The organism is Brevundimonas sp. KH_058, from assembly GCF_057838505.1.
The window spans coordinates 2,457,222-2,472,654 of sequence record NZ_CM174469.1 but is presented as its reverse complement, the minus strand read 5'-3'; the positions used below and the strand labels follow the sequence as shown (position 1 = coordinate 2,472,654).

At 66.3% G+C, this 15,433-nt stretch carries 16 protein-coding genes; 9 read left to right on the top strand and 7 right to left on the bottom strand.

Annotated elements, in window-relative coordinates:
* Window positions 1-10 precede the first annotated feature (10 nt).
* From mnmA to AC3ISA_RS12135, 4 genes are all read left to right on the top strand, one after another.
* Window positions 11-1,222, top strand: coding sequence for a tRNA 2-thiouridine(34) synthase MnmA (gene mnmA / locus AC3ISA_RS12150; RefSeq protein ID WP_489178081.1), 1,212 nt, complete (start codon window positions 11-13; stop codon window positions 1,220-1,222).
* 86 nt (window positions 1,223-1,308) lie between these two features.
* Entirely contained in the window at window positions 1,309-3,234 is a 1,926-nt protein-coding gene (locus tag AC3ISA_RS12145; RefSeq protein ID WP_489178080.1) for a S9 family peptidase, read from the top strand.
* A 201-nt stretch (window positions 3,235-3,435) separates the two neighbouring features.
* Window positions 3,436-5,784 (top strand): TonB-dependent receptor, encoded by a 2,349-nt coding sequence (locus AC3ISA_RS12140; RefSeq protein ID WP_489178079.1) that lies wholly within the window; start codon window positions 3,436-3,438, stop codon window positions 5,782-5,784.
* A gap of 157 nt (window positions 5,785-5,941) precedes the next feature.
* Entirely contained in the window at window positions 5,942-6,631 is a 690-nt protein-coding gene (locus AC3ISA_RS12135) for a response regulator (RefSeq protein WP_489178078.1), read from the top strand.
* Between the two features lie 6 nt (window positions 6,632-6,637).
* Here the strand turns inward: AC3ISA_RS12135 and AC3ISA_RS12130 are convergent, their stop codons facing one another.
* The 3 genes from AC3ISA_RS12130 to AC3ISA_RS12120 form a co-directional block, all read right to left on the bottom strand.
* Window positions 6,638-6,985 carry a VOC family protein gene (locus AC3ISA_RS12130; protein ID WP_489178077.1) on the bottom strand — a complete coding sequence of 116 codons (348 nt, stop codon included), beginning with the start codon at window positions 6,983-6,985 and terminating at the stop codon, window positions 6,638-6,640.
* Between the two features lie 59 nt (window positions 6,986-7,044).
* Window positions 7,045-7,746, bottom strand: coding sequence for a helix-turn-helix transcriptional regulator (locus AC3ISA_RS12125; protein ID WP_489178076.1), 702 nt, complete (start codon window positions 7,744-7,746; stop codon window positions 7,045-7,047).
* Between the two features lie 284 nt (window positions 7,747-8,030).
* Window positions 8,031-8,519 carry a winged helix-turn-helix transcriptional regulator gene (locus AC3ISA_RS12120; RefSeq protein WP_489178075.1) on the bottom strand — a complete coding sequence of 163 codons (489 nt, stop codon included), beginning with the start codon at window positions 8,517-8,519 and terminating at the stop codon, window positions 8,031-8,033.
* A gap of 179 nt (window positions 8,520-8,698) precedes the next feature.
* Between AC3ISA_RS12120 and AC3ISA_RS12115 the strand changes: the two genes are divergently transcribed.
* A complete protein-coding gene (locus AC3ISA_RS12115; RefSeq protein WP_489178074.1) occupies window positions 8,699-9,547 on the top strand; it encodes a thioesterase family protein in 849 nt (282 codons plus the stop codon).
* Window positions 9,548-9,666: 119 nt separating this feature from the next.
* Window positions 9,667-9,882, top strand: a complete 216-nt coding sequence (locus AC3ISA_RS12110) for a hypothetical protein (protein ID WP_489178073.1) — start codon at window positions 9,667-9,669, stop codon at window positions 9,880-9,882.
* Between the two features lie 3 nt (window positions 9,883-9,885).
* Here AC3ISA_RS12110 and AC3ISA_RS12105 read toward each other — a convergent pair whose 3' ends face one another.
* From AC3ISA_RS12105 to queC, 3 genes are read right to left on the bottom strand one after another with little or no spacing between them, the layout of a single operon-like run.
* A complete protein-coding gene (locus AC3ISA_RS12105) occupies window positions 9,886-10,254 on the bottom strand; it encodes a 6-pyruvoyl trahydropterin synthase family protein (protein WP_372694491.1) in 369 nt (122 codons plus the stop codon).
* Window positions 10,254-10,889: a 7-carboxy-7-deazaguanine synthase gene (gene queE / locus AC3ISA_RS12100; RefSeq protein ID WP_489180106.1), complete on the bottom strand. Its 636-nt coding sequence runs from the start codon at window positions 10,887-10,889 to the stop codon at window positions 10,254-10,256. Before queE ends, AC3ISA_RS12105 begins: the two co-directional genes overlap by 1 nt.
* Complete coding sequence (gene queC / locus AC3ISA_RS12095) at window positions 10,886-11,605, bottom strand: 7-cyano-7-deazaguanine synthase QueC (RefSeq protein WP_489180105.1); 720 nt, start codon at window positions 11,603-11,605, stop codon at window positions 10,886-10,888. The genes queE and queC overlap by 4 nt, the downstream gene beginning before the upstream one ends.
* Before the next feature lie 199 nt (window positions 11,606-11,804).
* Here queC and AC3ISA_RS12090 point away from each other — a divergent pair, with 199 nt between their 5' ends.
* Window positions 11,805-13,442: a response regulator gene (locus AC3ISA_RS12090; RefSeq protein WP_489178072.1), complete on the top strand. Its 1,638-nt coding sequence runs from the start codon at window positions 11,805-11,807 to the stop codon at window positions 13,440-13,442.
* A 3-nt stretch (window positions 13,443-13,445) separates the two neighbouring features.
* Here AC3ISA_RS12090 and AC3ISA_RS12085 read toward each other — a convergent pair whose 3' ends face one another.
* A complete protein-coding gene (locus AC3ISA_RS12085; RefSeq protein ID WP_372694487.1) occupies window positions 13,446-14,477 on the bottom strand; it encodes a ligase-associated DNA damage response exonuclease in 1,032 nt (343 codons plus the stop codon).
* Between the two features lie 85 nt (window positions 14,478-14,562).
* Here AC3ISA_RS12085 and AC3ISA_RS12080 point away from each other — a divergent pair, with 85 nt between their 5' ends.
* Both AC3ISA_RS12080 and AC3ISA_RS12075 read left to right on the top strand, forming a co-directional pair.
* On the top strand, window positions 14,563-15,015 hold the full coding sequence (locus AC3ISA_RS12080; protein WP_489178071.1) for a PaaI family thioesterase: 453 nt from the start codon (window positions 14,563-14,565) through the stop codon (window positions 15,013-15,015).
* Window positions 15,012-15,407, top strand: a complete 396-nt coding sequence (locus tag AC3ISA_RS12075) for a PaaI family thioesterase (protein WP_489178070.1) — start codon at window positions 15,012-15,014, stop codon at window positions 15,405-15,407. Before AC3ISA_RS12080 ends, AC3ISA_RS12075 begins: the two co-directional genes overlap by 4 nt.
* The last annotated feature ends 26 nt before the right edge of the window (window positions 15,408-15,433 follow it).

Here is a 15,433-nt window from a genome sequence, read left to right as displayed (position 1 = left end):
TCCGCACTAAATGGCCGCAATGACCCTGGTCCAAGACATCTGCGCCGTTCCGAACATCGTCCGCACCGATATGGATGCGGCGGTCGAGAACGCGCGGGCGGCGGTCGGCCTGCCGGTCGGGGCGCGGGTCGTCGCGGCCATGTCGGGCGGCGTGGACTCCACCGTCGTCGCGGCCCTGCTGCACAAGGCGGGTTACGATGTCGTCGGCGTGACGCTTCAACTCTACGATCACGGCGCGGCGCTAAAGAAAAAGGGCGCCTGTTGCGCGGGCCAGGACATTCACGACGCGCGCCTGGCCGCCGACATGATCGGCATCCCCCATTATGTCCTGGACTATGAAAGCCGGTTCAAGGACGCGGTGATCGACCAGTTCGCCGACAGCTACCTGAAGGGCCAGACGCCGGTCCCCTGCATCCGCTGCAATCAGACGGTCAAGTTCCGCGACCTGCTGGACGTCGCCCGCGACCTGGGCGCCGAGGCCATGGCGACGGGCCACTATGTCCGCCGCGCCGTCGCCGGCAACCGCTCGCAGATGCGCAAGGCGATCGACCATTCGCGCGACCAGTCCTATTTCCTGTTCGCCACCACCCAGGATCAGCTCGACTATCTGCGCTTCCCGTTGGCCGATCTGGAAAAGCCCCAGGTGCGCGGCGTCGCCGCCGAACTGGGGCTGAAGATCGCCGCCAAGCCGGACAGTCAGGACATCTGTTTCGTCCCCTCCGGCGACTATCGCACCCTGATCGACAGGTTGCGCCCCCAAGGCCGTGAGGCCGGCGAGATCGTGCATATGGACGGCCGGGTTCTGGGCAAGCACGCCGGCATCACCGACTACACCATCGGCCAGCGCCGGGGCCTGAACGTCGCCGTGGGCGAGCCCCTGTTCGTGACCAGGCTGGAACCCGAAACGCGCCGCGTCATCGTCGGCCCGCGCGAGGCGCTGCTGACCGCCTCACTGACGCTGGAAGAAACCAACTGGCTGGGCGACGAAGCCACCATCGTCGAGGCCGCCGAGGCGAACGTCCCCGTCCTGGCCCGCGTCCGCTCGACCCGTCAGCCCTCCCCCGCCCGCCTTGCGATGATCGACGGCGACATCCGCATCGTCTTCGACACCGGCGAGGAAGGCGTGGCGCCAGGCCAGGCCTGCGCCCTTTACGACCCTGTGGACACAGAGCGCGTCCTGGGCGGCGGTTTCATTCGAGACACGGCGGCGGTCGCTGCATAGCGACGGTTCATTAAATCGGAGACAGGCTGCATCCGACGTGATGTTCTGTCGCCTCCTACGGTCATCCCACCGACGAGAGGTTCCCGATGCGCACCACCGCCTGCCTGGTTTCCGTACTGGCCCTGATGGTCGCCCTTCCCACCGCAGCAATGGCGCAGGCCGCCCCGCCGTCAGCCGCCAGTCCGGCCGCGCCGACCTATACGGCGGCGCAGTTCTTCGACACCACGACGTATGGCCTGGGCTACGGCGGGGCCAAGGCTTTTTCGCCGGACGGCAAGTCGGTGCTGATCCGGTCGGATCAGACGGGGGTGTTCAACGCCTACGCCCTGCCCGTCGCCGGCGGCGACCCCGTCCAGTTGACCGCCTCGACCACCAGCGCCGTCAATCCGGTGACCTACTTCCCCGCCGATGCGCGCATCCTGTTCACCCAGGATGGGGGCGGCGACGAACTTAGCCATCTGTTCGTGCGGACGCCCGACGGCGCGATCACCGACCTGACGCCGGGCGACAAGGTCAAGGCGGACTTCCTGAGCTGGAGCCAGGACGGCAAGACCTTCTTCGTCACATCGAACGAACGCGACGCCTCGGCCTTCGACGTCGTCGCCTATGACGCGACCACCTATGCGCATCGGACGGTGTTCGAGAACACCGGCGGCTTCTCGCCCGCCGCCCTTTCGCCGGACGGCCGCTGGCTGGTGCTGGACAAGTCGCTGACCAGCGCGAACAACGACCTCTACCTGGTCGATCTGACCGCACCGGGCGAGCCGAAACTGCTGACGCCGCACGAAGGCAATGTCGCCTATACCGCCTTCGACTTCACGCCGGACTCCAAGGCTGTTCTGATCGGCACGGACCAGAACGGCGAGTTCCAGCAGGCCATTCGCCATGATCTGGCGAGCGGTGCGAACACGCCGCTGATCCAGGCGGATTGGGATGTCAGCTTCGTCTTCTATTCGCCCACCGGCCGCTATCGCGTCTCGGGCCTGAACGCCGACGCCAAGACCGAACTGACGCTGCTTGACGCCACGACCGACCGTCCCGTCGCCCTGACCGGCCTGCCCGACGGCGACATCGGCAGTGTGCGCTTCAACGACGATGAGAAGACCATCGCCTTCACGGTCTCGTCCGACACCTCCCCGGCGGATGTGTTCGTCGCCGATCTGACGACGGGCCAGGCCCGACGCCTGACCCATGCCCTGAACCCCGCCATCGACGAGAACGCCCTCGTAGAGGCGACCATCGTCCGATACCCCGGCGAGGGCGGCGTCATGATCCCGGCGGTGCTCTACAAACCCAAGGGCGCGTCGGCGACCAGCCCGGCCCCGGCCATCGTCCTGGTTCACGGCGGTCCCGGCGGCCAGACCCGTCGGGGCTATTCGGCCATGGTCCAGCATCTGGTGAACCACGGCTATGCCGTGCTTGGCGCCAACAACCGGGGCAGTTCCGGCTATGGCAAGACCTTCTTCCACCTGGACGACAAGAAGCACGGCGAAGCCGATCTGCGCGACATCGTCGCCGGCGGCGAATGGCTGAGGCAGCAGGATTGGATCGCCGACGACCAGGTGGCGGTGATGGGCGGATCCTATGGCGGATACATCACTGCGGCGGCGCTGGCCTTCCATCCCGGCGCCTTCGCGGCGGGCGTGGACATCTTCGGCGTCACCAACTGGGTGCGGACCCTGGAGTCGATCCCGCCGTGGTGGGGCGCCCAGCGCATCGCCCTGTATGACGAGATGGGCGATCCGGCGACGGACGCCGAGCGCCACCGCCGCATCTCTCCGCTGTTCCATACCGAAGGCATCAACAAACCGCTGCTGGTGGTGCAGGGCGAGAACGACCCGCGCGTGCTCAAGGTCGAGAGCGACGAACTGGTCGCCGCCGTCCGCGCCAACGGCGTGCCGGTTGAATACGTCGTCTTCCCCAACGAAGGGCACGGCTTCACCCGTCGCGACAACCGCATCACCGCCCAGGACGCCTATCTGACCTTCCTGGACAAATATGTGAGGAAGTAGCGGCCGGCCGGCGAGGGGGCGCGCGTCCGCCGGCCGCGCCCCCTCGCTTTCGATTATGGAGATCGAATGGAGAATATATGGAGATTGACCGAATGTCGGTCTTCACTCCAGACATCAAAGATGCATCCCAGTGTCGCGCAGATGTAAACTGCGCATCGCAATGGCGCCGTAATCCCCGCACCGACTAAGCAGGGGATAAAAATGCATCGTCAAACCAAACTGCGCCTTCAGCTGCTGCTGGGGACCGCGCTTCTCGCCGCACCCGTTTCCACCTTCGCCCAAACCGTTCCGGCGCCCGTGAACGCCGAGCCCGCCGGCCTGGACGACATCGTCGTGACCGCGACCAAGCGCGAGACGAACCTGCAGGACACGCCGATCTCGATCTCGGTGGTCAATTCCGAGGATCTGGCGAACCGCCACGTCCAGAGCCTGATGGACCTCGCCGACGGCAGCGTCCCCGGCCTGCGTATCACCACTTTCGAGGCCCGCCAGTCGGCCCTGACCATCGGCATCCGCGGCATCGTGCCGAACGACGCCAACCAGCCCGCCCGCGAACAGGGCGTCGGCGTCTATGTCGACGGCGTCTATCTGGCCCGCCAGCACGGCCTGGGCGCCGCACTGCTGGACATCGAGCGCGTCGAGGTCTTGAAGGGCCCGCAAGGCACCCTCTTCGGGCGCAACACCGAAGGCGGCGCCCTGTCGCTGGTCACCCGCAAGCCCACCGGCGTGTTCGGCATGCGCGCCGTCGCCGGCGTCGGCAACCTCGACTCCTACAACTCGGAACTGCATGTCGATTTCCCGGCCATCGGCGACTTCGCCTTCAAGGTCGACGGCGTGGTCTCGGCCCAGGGCCCGGTGACCGAGAACATCATGCCTGGCGAAGAAGGCTTCGGCTCCTACGACCGTCGCGGCCTGCGCGCCCAGGTGCGCTGGCGCCCCAGCGACAACTTCACCGCCGATCTGGCCGCCGACATCGGCAAGGACAAGAACACCCCGTTCTACAGCCAGCTGCTGAACTTCAACCCCAATGGCCTGAACGTCGTCCCGTTCACCTCGCCGGTCGTTTCGGGCTCATCCACCGTCGCTCGTGGCAACATCCGCGGCCTGTCGCCGCTGGTCCGGGTCGAGGGCGAAGAGCGCATGACACAGGCCGACATCGGCGTGCCGCAACAGTGGAGCGTCGACAACACCCGCGGCGCCAACCTGCACCTGTCCTACCGTCCGAACGACGATCTCGAACTCCGTTCGATCACGGCCTACCGCGACGTCGATGTCGAGCAATGGGACAACATCGGCGGCGCCCACCGTCCGCCGATCGGCGTGCCGAACGGAACCTTCAGCCGCTATTCGCTGGCCGGCTTCTGGCAGCATCAGTTCAGCCAGGAGCTCCAGGCTGTCGGCTCGCTGGGTGACCGCATCGACTACGTCGGCGGCCTCTACTACTTCAAGGAAACGGTTTCGGACGACGCGGCCACGCCGCAGACCAACCGTTGGAATGCAGACGGCACCGGCTACACCATCAACGACCCCACTCCGACCTTCCGCGGATCGCGCTTCACCGACCGCGCCTCGACGGCTCATTCGGAATCCAAGGCCGTCTACGGTCAAGCGACCTGGACCCCTGCGGTTCTGGACGACGCCCTGCACCTGACGGTCGGTGGCCGTTACACCTGGGATGACAAGGACGGCACGCTCGAACTCGTCAACAACGCCCTGCCGGTCGTCAACGGCGTTTCCGGCGAACTGACCTTCAACACCTCGGTCAAACGCTTCGATCCGCTGGTCACCCTGGCCTATGACATCACCAACCGGATGAACGTCTACGCCAAATACTCGACCGGCTATCGCGCCGGCGGCGCCTCGTCGCGCTCGCTGACCTACCGCTCGTTCCGCCCGGAAGAGGTCAAGGCCTACGAAATCGGCTTCAAGGGCGACATGCTGGACAACCGTCTTCGCCTGAACGCGGCCCTCTACGCCATGGACCGCACGGACAGCCAGATCGACTTCAGCCTGATCACCGGCACCCGGAACACCTTGGAAACGGTCAATGCGCCCGGCACCACCAAGATCCGCGGTCTTGAGCTGGAAGGCCAGTTCCAGGCCACCGCCAACCTGCGCTTCTCGGCTTCCTACGCCTATACGGACGCCAAGATCCCGGACACGGTGAACCCCTTCAACGGCGTGATCCAACAGGTGTTCATCGCCTTCACGCCGGAAAACTCGGGCACGGTCGCCGCCGACTGGGAATCGCCGTTCATGGGCGCAACCCTGCGCGCCCACATCGACGCCAACTACGCCGATGCGTCGCACAGCTTCGAACAGTTCGCGGTCAAGAACGACAAGGCCTTCACGGTCAACGCCCGTCTGGCGGTCGCCGACATCACGACCCGCGACGGCGGCCCGCTGCTGGAAGTGGCTCTGTGGTCGCGCAACCTGCTGGACGAGACCTACGTCTATCGTCGTGACCCCTCGAACCGGGCCACGCTGGGCGACTACGGCAACTTCAACACCCCGCGCACCTTCGGCATCGAGTTGCGCGCCTCCTACTGAAGCGTTCCTCCCGAACGACAGACAGACTGCCCCCTTCCGCCACGGCGGAAGGGGTTTTTCTTTATCTGCGTGAAGCCTTTGCGACGGCGCGATGAAACTTGTCCGAACGCGTCCGGTTTTGCTGGATTTTAGCGGCCGACAGGGCGATGGCGGCGCGATGAGCAGCCTGATCCTGATCGCTGACGACGACGCAGAGAGCGTCGAGGCCCTGGACGCCTGTCTGCGCCGCGAGGGTTTCCGCACGGTCGTCGCCGCCGATGGTCAGAAGGCCGCCGACCTGCACGCCGCGCTGAAACCGGACCTGGTCCTGCTGAACATTCGCCTGCCGATCCGCGACGGCTGGGACGTGCTGGGCGAGGTGCGTCGTCGCGGCGAGACGCCCGTGATCATGGTCAGCGACCTGGACTACAGCACGAACAGGCTGCAGGCCCTGCGCATCGGCGCCGACGACTATGTCGTCAAACCCTTCAAGCCGATCGAGGTCGTGGCCCGCGCCCAGGCCATCCTGCGGCGCAGCAATGGCGACCGCTCCATCAAGGTGCTGCGCGTCGGCCCGCTGGAGGTGCAGCTGGAAAACTATCTGGCCGCCATCCTTACCCCGGCGGGCAAGCGCCGCCTGGACCTGACCCTGACCGAGTTCCGCATTCTGGCGCATATGGCGCGCGTGCCTTTGCGGGTCTTCAGCCGGATCGAGATCATGCAGGCCTGTTTCCCCAATCAGAACGTGCTGGAACGCACCATCGACAGCCACGTCAGCCATCTGCGCCGCAAGCTGGACGCCGCCGACGCCGCCGGCCTGCTGACCAATGTGCGTGGCGTCGGCTATCGGCTCGAAGCCGAGGTCTGACCGCCCTCACGCGGCGACGGCATAGACCCTCAGCCGGTTCCCGTCCGGGTCGCCGGCCACGAAGCTTCGGCCCGGCTGCATATCCATCGGCGGCGTCAGGATGCGCGCACCCCGGTCCCACCAGTCGATATGCGCCTGATCCACCGCCGCGGCGCCTTCCAGAGGAAAATCCACCTCGCAGACCTGCCCCTCGCCGGCCCGCCGCAACAGCCCCAGCGCCCGCCCCGAACTCAGCATGAACAGCGCTCGATCCGAACCCGCCATCACCGGCCGACAGCCGAACAGGCCAGCGTAGAACCTCGCGCTGGTCTCGGGATCCGCGACGGCCAGAAGAATGTCCTCGATCTCGGTCATCGGCCCTGCCCTCGGTTTCCAACACCGCGAAGCCTAGCCGATCCTGCTGCCAGTTTCCGTCAGCAGCCTTCAGACGCTCTCGATCTTTCGTGCGCCTCACGCCAGGTCTTCATCAATGTTTGGCGACGGGCGGGATAGCGCGCCTCCATCACCTCGGCCTCGACGATGCGATCTGTTCGGAAGCTACGGAAATCGTTTCGCAACTCGCACCAGGCGATCAGAAGCCGCACCCGATCAAAGAAGGCCAGGGCGAAGGGCCAGACCACCCGCTCCGACGCCGCGCCCGCCTCGTCGCGATAGCACAGCCTCAGCCGCCGCTCGGTGCGGATCGCCTTCCTCAACAGCCCCGAATCGACCTGGTCCGCCGGGAACGGCGCCCCCGGCACGACCAGCAGGGCCGAGGTCTCCATCTCGTCGCGCAGGTCCGGCGGCAACACCGCCGATATCCGCCCCAGCGCCGCCAGAGCCGCATCCCGCATTCGCGTGTCGGCCCGATCCGCCACCCAGCGCGAGCCCAGCACCAGGGCCTCGATCTCTTCCGGCGTGAACATTAGCGGCGGCAGCATGAAGCCCGGCTTCAGCACATATCCGACCCCCGCCTCCCCCTCGATCGTCGCGCCCTGCGCCTGCAGGCTGGCGATATCGCGATACAGGGTGCGCAGGCTGACGCCCATCTCATCGGCCAACACCTGCCCGCTCACCGGCCGACGATGCCGCCGCAGGACGTTCAGCAGATCGAGAAGGCGTTCGGATCGGGACACGCGACGATCCTAGCAGACCTCCTGCCAGAAAGCGGCAGCAGGTCGTTCAAACTTTATTCGCGCCGCTGCGGCTTGCTAGCCTGTCAGCCAAACCAACCGGCATGTCGACCATAGGCGAAGAGAGGCAGCGCAAAGGTCGCCGACCAACCGATCAGCGACAACGCTCGTCGTAATATTTTCGATGTCACAGGGTGAGAAGGCTGTTCTGGCATACAGTCACCTTAACCGCTGGCATCTCCTACGTGTTGCGACGGATTGTTGCAGTTTCGCAGCGAGATGACACTTTAGGCCGCTTCCTTCGGCATCACGTCACCGACCGTGGGCCGGTTCTCGGCGTGGGTCAGCAGAATGTCCCTAGGTTTGACGATCTCGTTGCAGCAGCCGCAGGCGATGCGCGGCGTCAGGGTCGAGCCGCAGGTCTTGTGGATCATGTCGATGCCGCTGTCGGCGTCGCCATAGACGTGTTTGGCGCCCCAGCCGTGCAGGGTCACCAGCACGCCGTACAGATCCTTGCCCTTGGCGGTCAGGACATATTCGTTGCGCGGCGGGCGTTCGGAATAAAGCTGCGGCTCAAGCACACCGTGCTGGACCAGGCTTTTCAGACGGGCGGCCAGGACGTTGCGCGCCACGCCCAGATTGTCCTGCCACTGTTCAAACCGGCTGACGCCGTTGAAGGCGTCGCGAATGACCAGCAGGGTCCAGGGGTCGCCGATCACCTCAAGCGTGGCGGCGATGGAGCAGCTTTGGCGGCTGTAGTCTGCGGTGCGTCCCATGCGGCGAAAGTGACCCCGCGTCAGCCATTTGGCAAGGGTTGCAAATCAGAACGGTCCAAGTCAGTCTTGTTTGGCAACGGACGTGCGGGCCTCTCGGTTCGCCGCCTTGTTCCTTCGACTTCGGCGGGAGATCTTCATCAGGTCTTCCGCCGCCTCTTCGCCTGACGCAGGATTGCGCAATGACGCTGCCGATTTCCCTCGACGCCGCTTTGGCCTTTCAGACTCTGGACGACGGCGGCCTGTCCGCCCCGGTGCCGGGTCATTTCTCCAATGGTCCGTCGGGCATGGCGCCGGAAAAGGGCTTTCCGTTCGGCGGCCTGCTGGCGGCCCTGTGCGCCCAGTCGATGCGCCAGGGGCTGGCCCTGACCGCGCCCTTGCGCACCCTGTCGGTGCAATACCTGTCGGCGGCCAGGTTCGGCGATCAGGTCGCCTTTCGCCCGCGCCTGCTGCGCGGCGGCCGCCACGTCGTCTATGCGGCAGTCGAGGCTGAACAGGACGGTCGTCTGACCCACCACGCCACCGGCACATACGGACTGGACGGGGCCACGCCGCCGGTTACGCCCCTGCACCTGCCGCCCCCGACGCTGGACAGCCTGAACCCCGGGGCGACCATCCACGGCCCGATGGCCCCGCATTTCTCGCAGCACGTCGAATATCGGTTCGACGGCGGCCCCAACATCCTGGGCGGCAATGCAGGCCGGCCGGCGGTCGAGCGCACCTGGATGCGGATGGCGGACGGCCGGCCGCTGGACGAGGTCGGGCTCTGCTACCTGCTGGACGCCCTCTACCCGCCGGCCTGGACCCTGTCGAAGACGCCGGCGGCGATGACGACCGTGGACCTGCGCATCGATATCCTGACCGATCCGACGCCACAGACGGCGCCCGACGGCTGGGCCTTTTTCGAGTTCAGGATGCTGGATCTGGGTCTGGGCTGGACCGTGGACGAGGCCGCCGCCTGGGGCGCCGACGGAACGCCGCTGGCCCTCTCGCGCCAGCGCCGAAAGCTACTGCCGCAACGCACGGCCTGAAGTCAGCCCTCATTCATCATTATCGACGACTATTCCAAATCTCTGGAGTCGTCCTCATGCGTCGTCGAAATCGTCTCGTTTCAGTATCTCAAATCGTCGTCGTTCTGGGCGGTTGTCTGATGCTTCAGGGCTGCCTTGTCGGCGCCGTCGTCGGAGGCACTGCGGCGGTCGTCGGCGGCACGGCCAAGGCCACCGGCGCGGTCGTCGGCGCCGGCTTCGACGCCGTCACCACCTCGGACGAGGAAACCAGGCTGCGCCGCGAACGCGAACAGCGCGACTACGACCGCGAGCAACGGCGCTGCGAACAGCGCCAGCGTCAGGGCAAGCGCTGCTGACGCTTACAGGCTCAGCACGCACCGCTCGTTGACGGTCGGCCGGGCGACCTGAACCCGGCACAGGCCCGGCCAGTCGGGCTGCAACGTCTTGACGAACCACAGACACAGGTTCTCCAGGCTGGGCAGTTCCAAGCCTTCGTGTTCGTTCAGCATGCCGTGATCCAGCGTCTCCGCCGCCCCCTTCAGCGCCCGGTCCAGCGCGCCCAGGTCGGCGACCCAGCCGTGCTCGGCGTCCAGCACCTCAGACCGCACCGTCGCCTCGACCGTGAAGGAATGGCCGTGAACGCGGCGATAGATGCTGCCTTCAGGCTCGTTGGGGAAATGGTGAGCGGCGTCGAAGGTCGCCTGTTTGGTGATCTCGAAGACGGGCATTAGCGGACGCCGATGTATTTGTGGGTCTGGACGCTCAGGCGCCATTGGGGATGGGTCAGGCAGTATTCGATGGCGGCGGCGGTGTTCTCGACCTGGTCGGGGCCATCCATGGGCTGGAGCCAGAACCGCTCGAAATCGAGATGTTCAAACCGGTCCGGCATGGCCTTGGCTTGCGGATAGACCAGCTTCAGCTCCTGGCCCGTGACCTGGACGACATCCGCATCGGCCTTGGGACTAATGCAGACCCAGTCGATGCCGTCGGGCGACGCCAGGGTGCCGTTGGACTCAATGGCGATCTCGAACCCGCGCGCATGCAGGGCCTCGACCAAGGGCGCATCCAGTTGCAGCAAGGGCTCGCCGCCGGTGCAGACGACCAGTTTCGGATCCCCCGCCCTGCCCCGCCACATCGAGGCGACATGGTCGGCCATCAGGTCCGGCGTCCTGAACTTGCCGCCCCCGCCGCCGTCGGTACCGACGAAGTCCGTGTCGCAGAAGCTGCAGACGGCCGTCGCGCGATCCTGCTCACGCCCGCTCCACAGATTGCACCCGGCGAAACGCAGGAAGACCGCAGGCCGTCCTGCTTGCCCGCCCTCGCCCTGCACCGTCAGAAAGACTTCCTTGGCCGAATAGGTCACCGGCTCGCGACCCATTCCGCATGGCCCGCCGCCCGCAACTCACACGCCGGGCAGTCGCCGCAGCCATAGCCCCACGCATGCCGATGCGTCCGGTCGCCCCGATAACAGGTATGGCTATCCTCGACGATCAGCTCGACCAGTTTGGCCCCGCCCAGCGTATCGGCCAGTTCCCAGGTCTGGGCCTTGGTCAACCACATCAGAGGCGTGTCGATCACCACCGGCTTGTCCAGCCCCAGCGACAGGGCCCGCGCCATCGCCTCCATCGTCTCGTGGCGGCAATCCGGGTAGCCCGAGAAATCCGTCTCGCACATGCCGCCGACCAGCACCTCCAGCCCGCGCCGATCCGCCAGGGCCGCCGCCGCAACCAGGAAGATCAGGTTGCGTCCCGGCACGAAGGTCGTCGGCAGGCCGCGCGCATCCATCTCGATCTTGCGGTCGGCGGTCAGGGCGCTTTCGGCGATCCGGCCATATCCCGTCAGATCCACCACATGGTCGTCGCCCAGCCGGTCGGCGTATTGAGGCAAGGCCGCGCCTATGCCGGCGCGCACGGACTGGCGCGCCTCCATCTCGACCAGATGGCGCTGGCCATAGTCGAAGCCGACCGTCTCCACCCGCTCGAACCGTTCCAGCGCCCAGGCCAGACAGGTCGCGCTGTCCTGCCCGCCGGAGAACAGGACGAGAGCCGATGTTGGGGTCTTTTCCAGGATGACGCTCATGACGAATCTGCGGTCGGCCGGTCGGCCGCGCGCATGCACAAAGGGATGGGAACCCAGATGGGTCAGGCGGGCCTCATACACCAGACCCGGATGCGGCGCAAAATCACCCTTTGCATCGATTTGCATCACGCTGCGCCAGCTTAACCAATCCGCAAGCGATTTTGGGCTTTAGTCCCAACGAGTAGGAGTTCCAGGCAGTATGCCGACCATCGAGACCCTTTCCGAGCGTCCCAAGCCGGTGGCTCCGACGACGCTCGGGTGCGAGGTGCTGGCGCGTTTCGAACGCGAGCCGGACACGCTCGTCATCCCCGTTGTCGATGGAAATCGTCCGGTCGGGCTGGTCGAACGCACCGCCTTCCTCCAAAAGATCGCAGCCCGTTTTGGCCACGCCCTCTACGACCTGCGCCCCATAACCTTCGCCATGGATCCCGAGCCGGCCGTGGTCGAGGCCGGCGTTCGCATCGACGCCTTCTGCGACATCATGCTGAAGGGCGGCCCGGCCGCCCTGCTGCGCGGCTTCATCGTCACGCACAACGGCGCCTATCTGGGCGTCGGCACGGCCGCGACGCTGCTGCAGGCCGTCAATACGCGCCAGCGCGAACAGAACGAGGAGCTGGCCGAACAGGCCACGATCCTCAGCGACACACGCGCCCAGGCCATCGCCGCCGCCCGCGCCAAGAGCCAGTTCTTGGCCATCATGAGCCACGAGCTGCGAACGCCGATGAACGGCGTGCTGGCGGTCGCCGAACTGCTGCGTCGCCAGCCGCTGAACGCGGCGGCTCAGGCGCACGTCCAGACGATCATGGACTCGTCGGAAACCCTGCTGCGCATTCTTCAGGACGCCGTCGACCTGTCCAAGGCCGAAGCCGGCGAGCTGGAGCTGAACAGCACCCCCACCGCTCTGCGGGCCGTAATGGACGACATCCAGTCGATGTGGGAGCCGCGCGCCTCTCAGGACGGCGTCACCCTGTTGGTCGGTTACGAAGGAGACACCGAGCTGGCCGCCGTGATCGATGGCACGCGTCTGAAACAGGTGTTCAACAATCTGGTCGGCAACGCCCTCAAGTTCGCCCGCAACGGCGTCGTCGAGGCGGGCCTGAAGGCTTGGGTGGAGGGCGAGAGCATCCATATGGAGGCCCGAATCCGCGACGACGGGCCCGGCATCGACACCGACCGCGTCGACTCGATCTTCGAACCCTTCGTTCACGGCTCCGGCCCCGACGGGGCAGGCCTGGGCCTGTCGATCTGCCGCCAAGTGATCGACCGCATGGGCGGCCGAATTTGGGCCGAAAACAACAAGGGTCGCGGCGCCACCTTCGCCTTCGATCTGACTGCACCGCGTGCGGCCGTGGAGGTCGAAGTTCAATCGAACGTGTCCGACCTGTCCGGGCTGGACCTTAAGTCGGCCCCCCACATTCTGATCGTCGACGACAACGCCACCAACCGCGTCGTGGCCCAGGCCCTGTGCGAGATGTTCGGGTGCAGTTCCGAACTGGCCGAGGATGGCCTTGAGGCGCTTCAGGCCGTTCAGGAAAGCCGCTACGACCTGATCCTGATGGACATCAAGATGCCGCGCATGGACGGCGTTCAGGCGACACAGGCGATCCGCGCCCTGCCCGGCGCCGTCGGCCGCGTGCCCATCGTGGCCCTGACCGCCAACGCCGACCCGGAAGACGCCAAACACTATCTTTCCATCGGCATGGCGGCCGTCGTCGAGAAACAGATCAAGCCCGAACGCCTGCGCATGGCGATGAACGCCGCCCTTTCGGCGGCGCAGGAAGAGGCCGGCGACGCCGACCGGCTCTCTGAAGACGAAGGCGACCGGTCAGCCGCCTGATCCTCAGTCCGGGCGAACGTCCAGCGCCTCCTCGTCCTCTTCGTCATAACCGACCAGACGCAGCGCCCGCGCCTTCTGGCCGTTGATCTCGGCCCATCGAAGCAGGCCCTCCTCCCGGCCATGGGTGATCCAGATTTCCTCGGGCTTCAGCTCGGTGAAAGTCGCCGTCAGCTCATTCCAGTCGGCATGATCCGACACGACCAGCGGCAACTCCACACCCCGCTGCCGCGCCCGCGCCTTCACCCCCATCCAGCCCGAGGCGAAGGCCGTCACCGGATCGGCGAACCGCCGCGCCCAGCGATCCTGAATGGCGGACGGCGGGGCGATGGCGACCTCTCCCCCCAGCGCATTCTTGGGTAGATCCCGCGTCGGCGCCAGCGGCCCCAGATCGACGCCCTCGCGTTCGTACAGGGCGTTCAGCCGCTCCATCGCGCCGTGGACATAGATGGTGCGATCCCAGCCCGCCTCGCGCAGCAGCCGAATGATCCGTTGCGCCTTGCCCAGCGCATAGGCCCCGACCAGATGCGCCCGCTCGGGGAACTGACCCAATGACCGCACCAGCCGCCCGACCTCCTCCTCGGCCGGAGGGTGACTGAAGACGGGCAGGCCGAACGTCGCCTCGGAGATGAAGACGTGGCACGGCACGGGCTCGAATGGCGCGCAGGTCGGGTCGCGGCGACGCTTGTAATCGCCCGACACCACCATGGTCAGTCCCTTCCATCGCACCTCGACCTGGGCAGACCCCAGGACGTGACCCGCCGGGACCAGCCGCAGATCCACGCCGTTGATCGCGGTCGCCTCGCCATATTCCACCGACTGCGGCTTGCCCGTGAAATCGGCGCCGTAACGCTCGGCCATGATCGCCAGGGTCTGGCGCGTGGCCAAGACTGCGCCATGCCCGGCGCGTGCATGATCGGCATGGCCATGCGTGATGACGGCGCGATCCACCGGCCGCACCGGATCGACATAGAAGTCCCCCGGCGGACAATAGAGGCCGGCAGGCGTCGGATGCAGCAGGTCTTCGGGGCGGATCATGTTGCGGTAACGCTCTCGACGCCGTCAGGTCGCCGCCTCATACAAGATGTCCAGAAAATCGGCGCCAGAAGGTCCAGTCCGCACGATGCAAGAGAGCTTCCTGACCACCATCCTGCCGCAACTGGCCGCCGGCGCCGCCCACACTGGCGCCCTGGGTTTCGCCTTCGATGGATTGCATGACGGGGAGCCGCGCATCCGCGTGCCATGGCGGGAAGATCTGGTAGGCGATCCCGACAGCGGCGTCTTCGCCGGCGGCCTCGTCACCACCCTGCTCGACCACATTGGCGGCCTGGCGGTCTGGACGGCGCTCGACACCTTCCAGCCCATCGCCACCCTGGATTTGCGTGTGGATTACATGCGTGCGGCGCGACCGCGTCAGGATCTTCTGGCCCAGGGGCTCTGCTACCGCCTGACGCCGACCATCGCCTTCGTGCGCGCCTGGGCGTTCGAGGACGATCCGTCCGATCCCGTCGCGGCGGCCCAGTCCGCCTATATCCTCAACCAGACCCGCGAGCGTTCGACGCGAGCCGCAGCATGACCGACATCCTGAACCGCATGCCCTATGCCCGCTTCCTGGGTCTTCAGACCCTGGTCAGCGGCGACGAGATCACGGTGATCATGCCGTTTGCAGATAAGCTGATCGGTAATCCCATGCTGCCCGCCCTGCACGGCGGATCGACGGCCGCCCTGCTGGAAATGACCGCCATGGCCCAGGTGGCGATCATTTTCCCCAGCCCTCGCCTGCCGCGCCCGATCAATGTGACGGTCGCCTATCTGCGCACCGGCCGGCCCATCGACGTCTTCGCCCGCGCCCGCATCAGCCGCGCCGGCCGCCGCGTCGCCCATGTTCAGGCCGAGGCCTGGCAGGAAGAACGTGCACAGCCAATCGCATCCCTGACGGCTCACTTCCTGCTGGACAACCAGAGCTAGGCGCCGCCGGCTTCGGCTCCGATTCG

Coding starts and splice junctions, on each gene's coding strand:
- AC3ISA_RS12075 (WP_489178070.1), top strand. CDS start 15,012: ATGACCGACATCCTGAACCGCATGCCCTATGCCCGCTTCCTGGGTCTT.
- AC3ISA_RS12115 (WP_489178074.1), top strand. CDS start 8,699: ATGACGCTGCCGATTTCCCTCGACGCCGCTTTGGCCTTTCAGACTCTG.
- AC3ISA_RS12120 (WP_489178075.1), bottom strand. CDS start 8,519: ATGGGACGCACCGCAGACTACAGCCGCCAAAGCTGCTCCATCGCCGCC.
- AC3ISA_RS12090 (WP_489178072.1), top strand. CDS start 11,805: ATGCCGACCATCGAGACCCTTTCCGAGCGTCCCAAGCCGGTGGCTCCG.
- AC3ISA_RS12080 (WP_489178071.1), top strand. CDS start 14,563: ATGCAAGAGAGCTTCCTGACCACCATCCTGCCGCAACTGGCCGCCGGC.
- AC3ISA_RS12145 (WP_489178080.1), top strand. CDS start 1,309: ATGCGCACCACCGCCTGCCTGGTTTCCGTACTGGCCCTGATGGTCGCC.
- AC3ISA_RS12130 (WP_489178077.1), bottom strand. CDS start 6,985: ATGACCGAGATCGAGGACATTCTTCTGGCCGTCGCGGATCCCGAGACC.
- AC3ISA_RS12135 (WP_489178078.1), top strand. CDS start 5,942: ATGAGCAGCCTGATCCTGATCGCTGACGACGACGCAGAGAGCGTCGAG.
- AC3ISA_RS12105 (WP_372694491.1), bottom strand. CDS start 10,254: ATGCCCGTCTTCGAGATCACCAAACAGGCGACCTTCGACGCCGCTCAC.
- AC3ISA_RS12085 (WP_372694487.1), bottom strand. CDS start 14,477: ATGATCCGCCCCGAAGACCTGCTGCATCCGACGCCTGCCGGCCTCTAT.
- AC3ISA_RS12140 (WP_489178079.1), top strand. CDS start 3,436: ATGCATCGTCAAACCAAACTGCGCCTTCAGCTGCTGCTGGGGACCGCG.
- queC (WP_489180105.1), bottom strand. CDS start 11,605: ATGAGCGTCATCCTGGAAAAGACCCCAACATCGGCTCTCGTCCTGTTC.
- AC3ISA_RS12110 (WP_489178073.1), top strand. CDS start 9,667: ATGCTTCAGGGCTGCCTTGTCGGCGCCGTCGTCGGAGGCACTGCGGCG.
- mnmA (WP_489178081.1), top strand. CDS start 11: ATGGCCGCAATGACCCTGGTCCAAGACATCTGCGCCGTTCCGAACATC.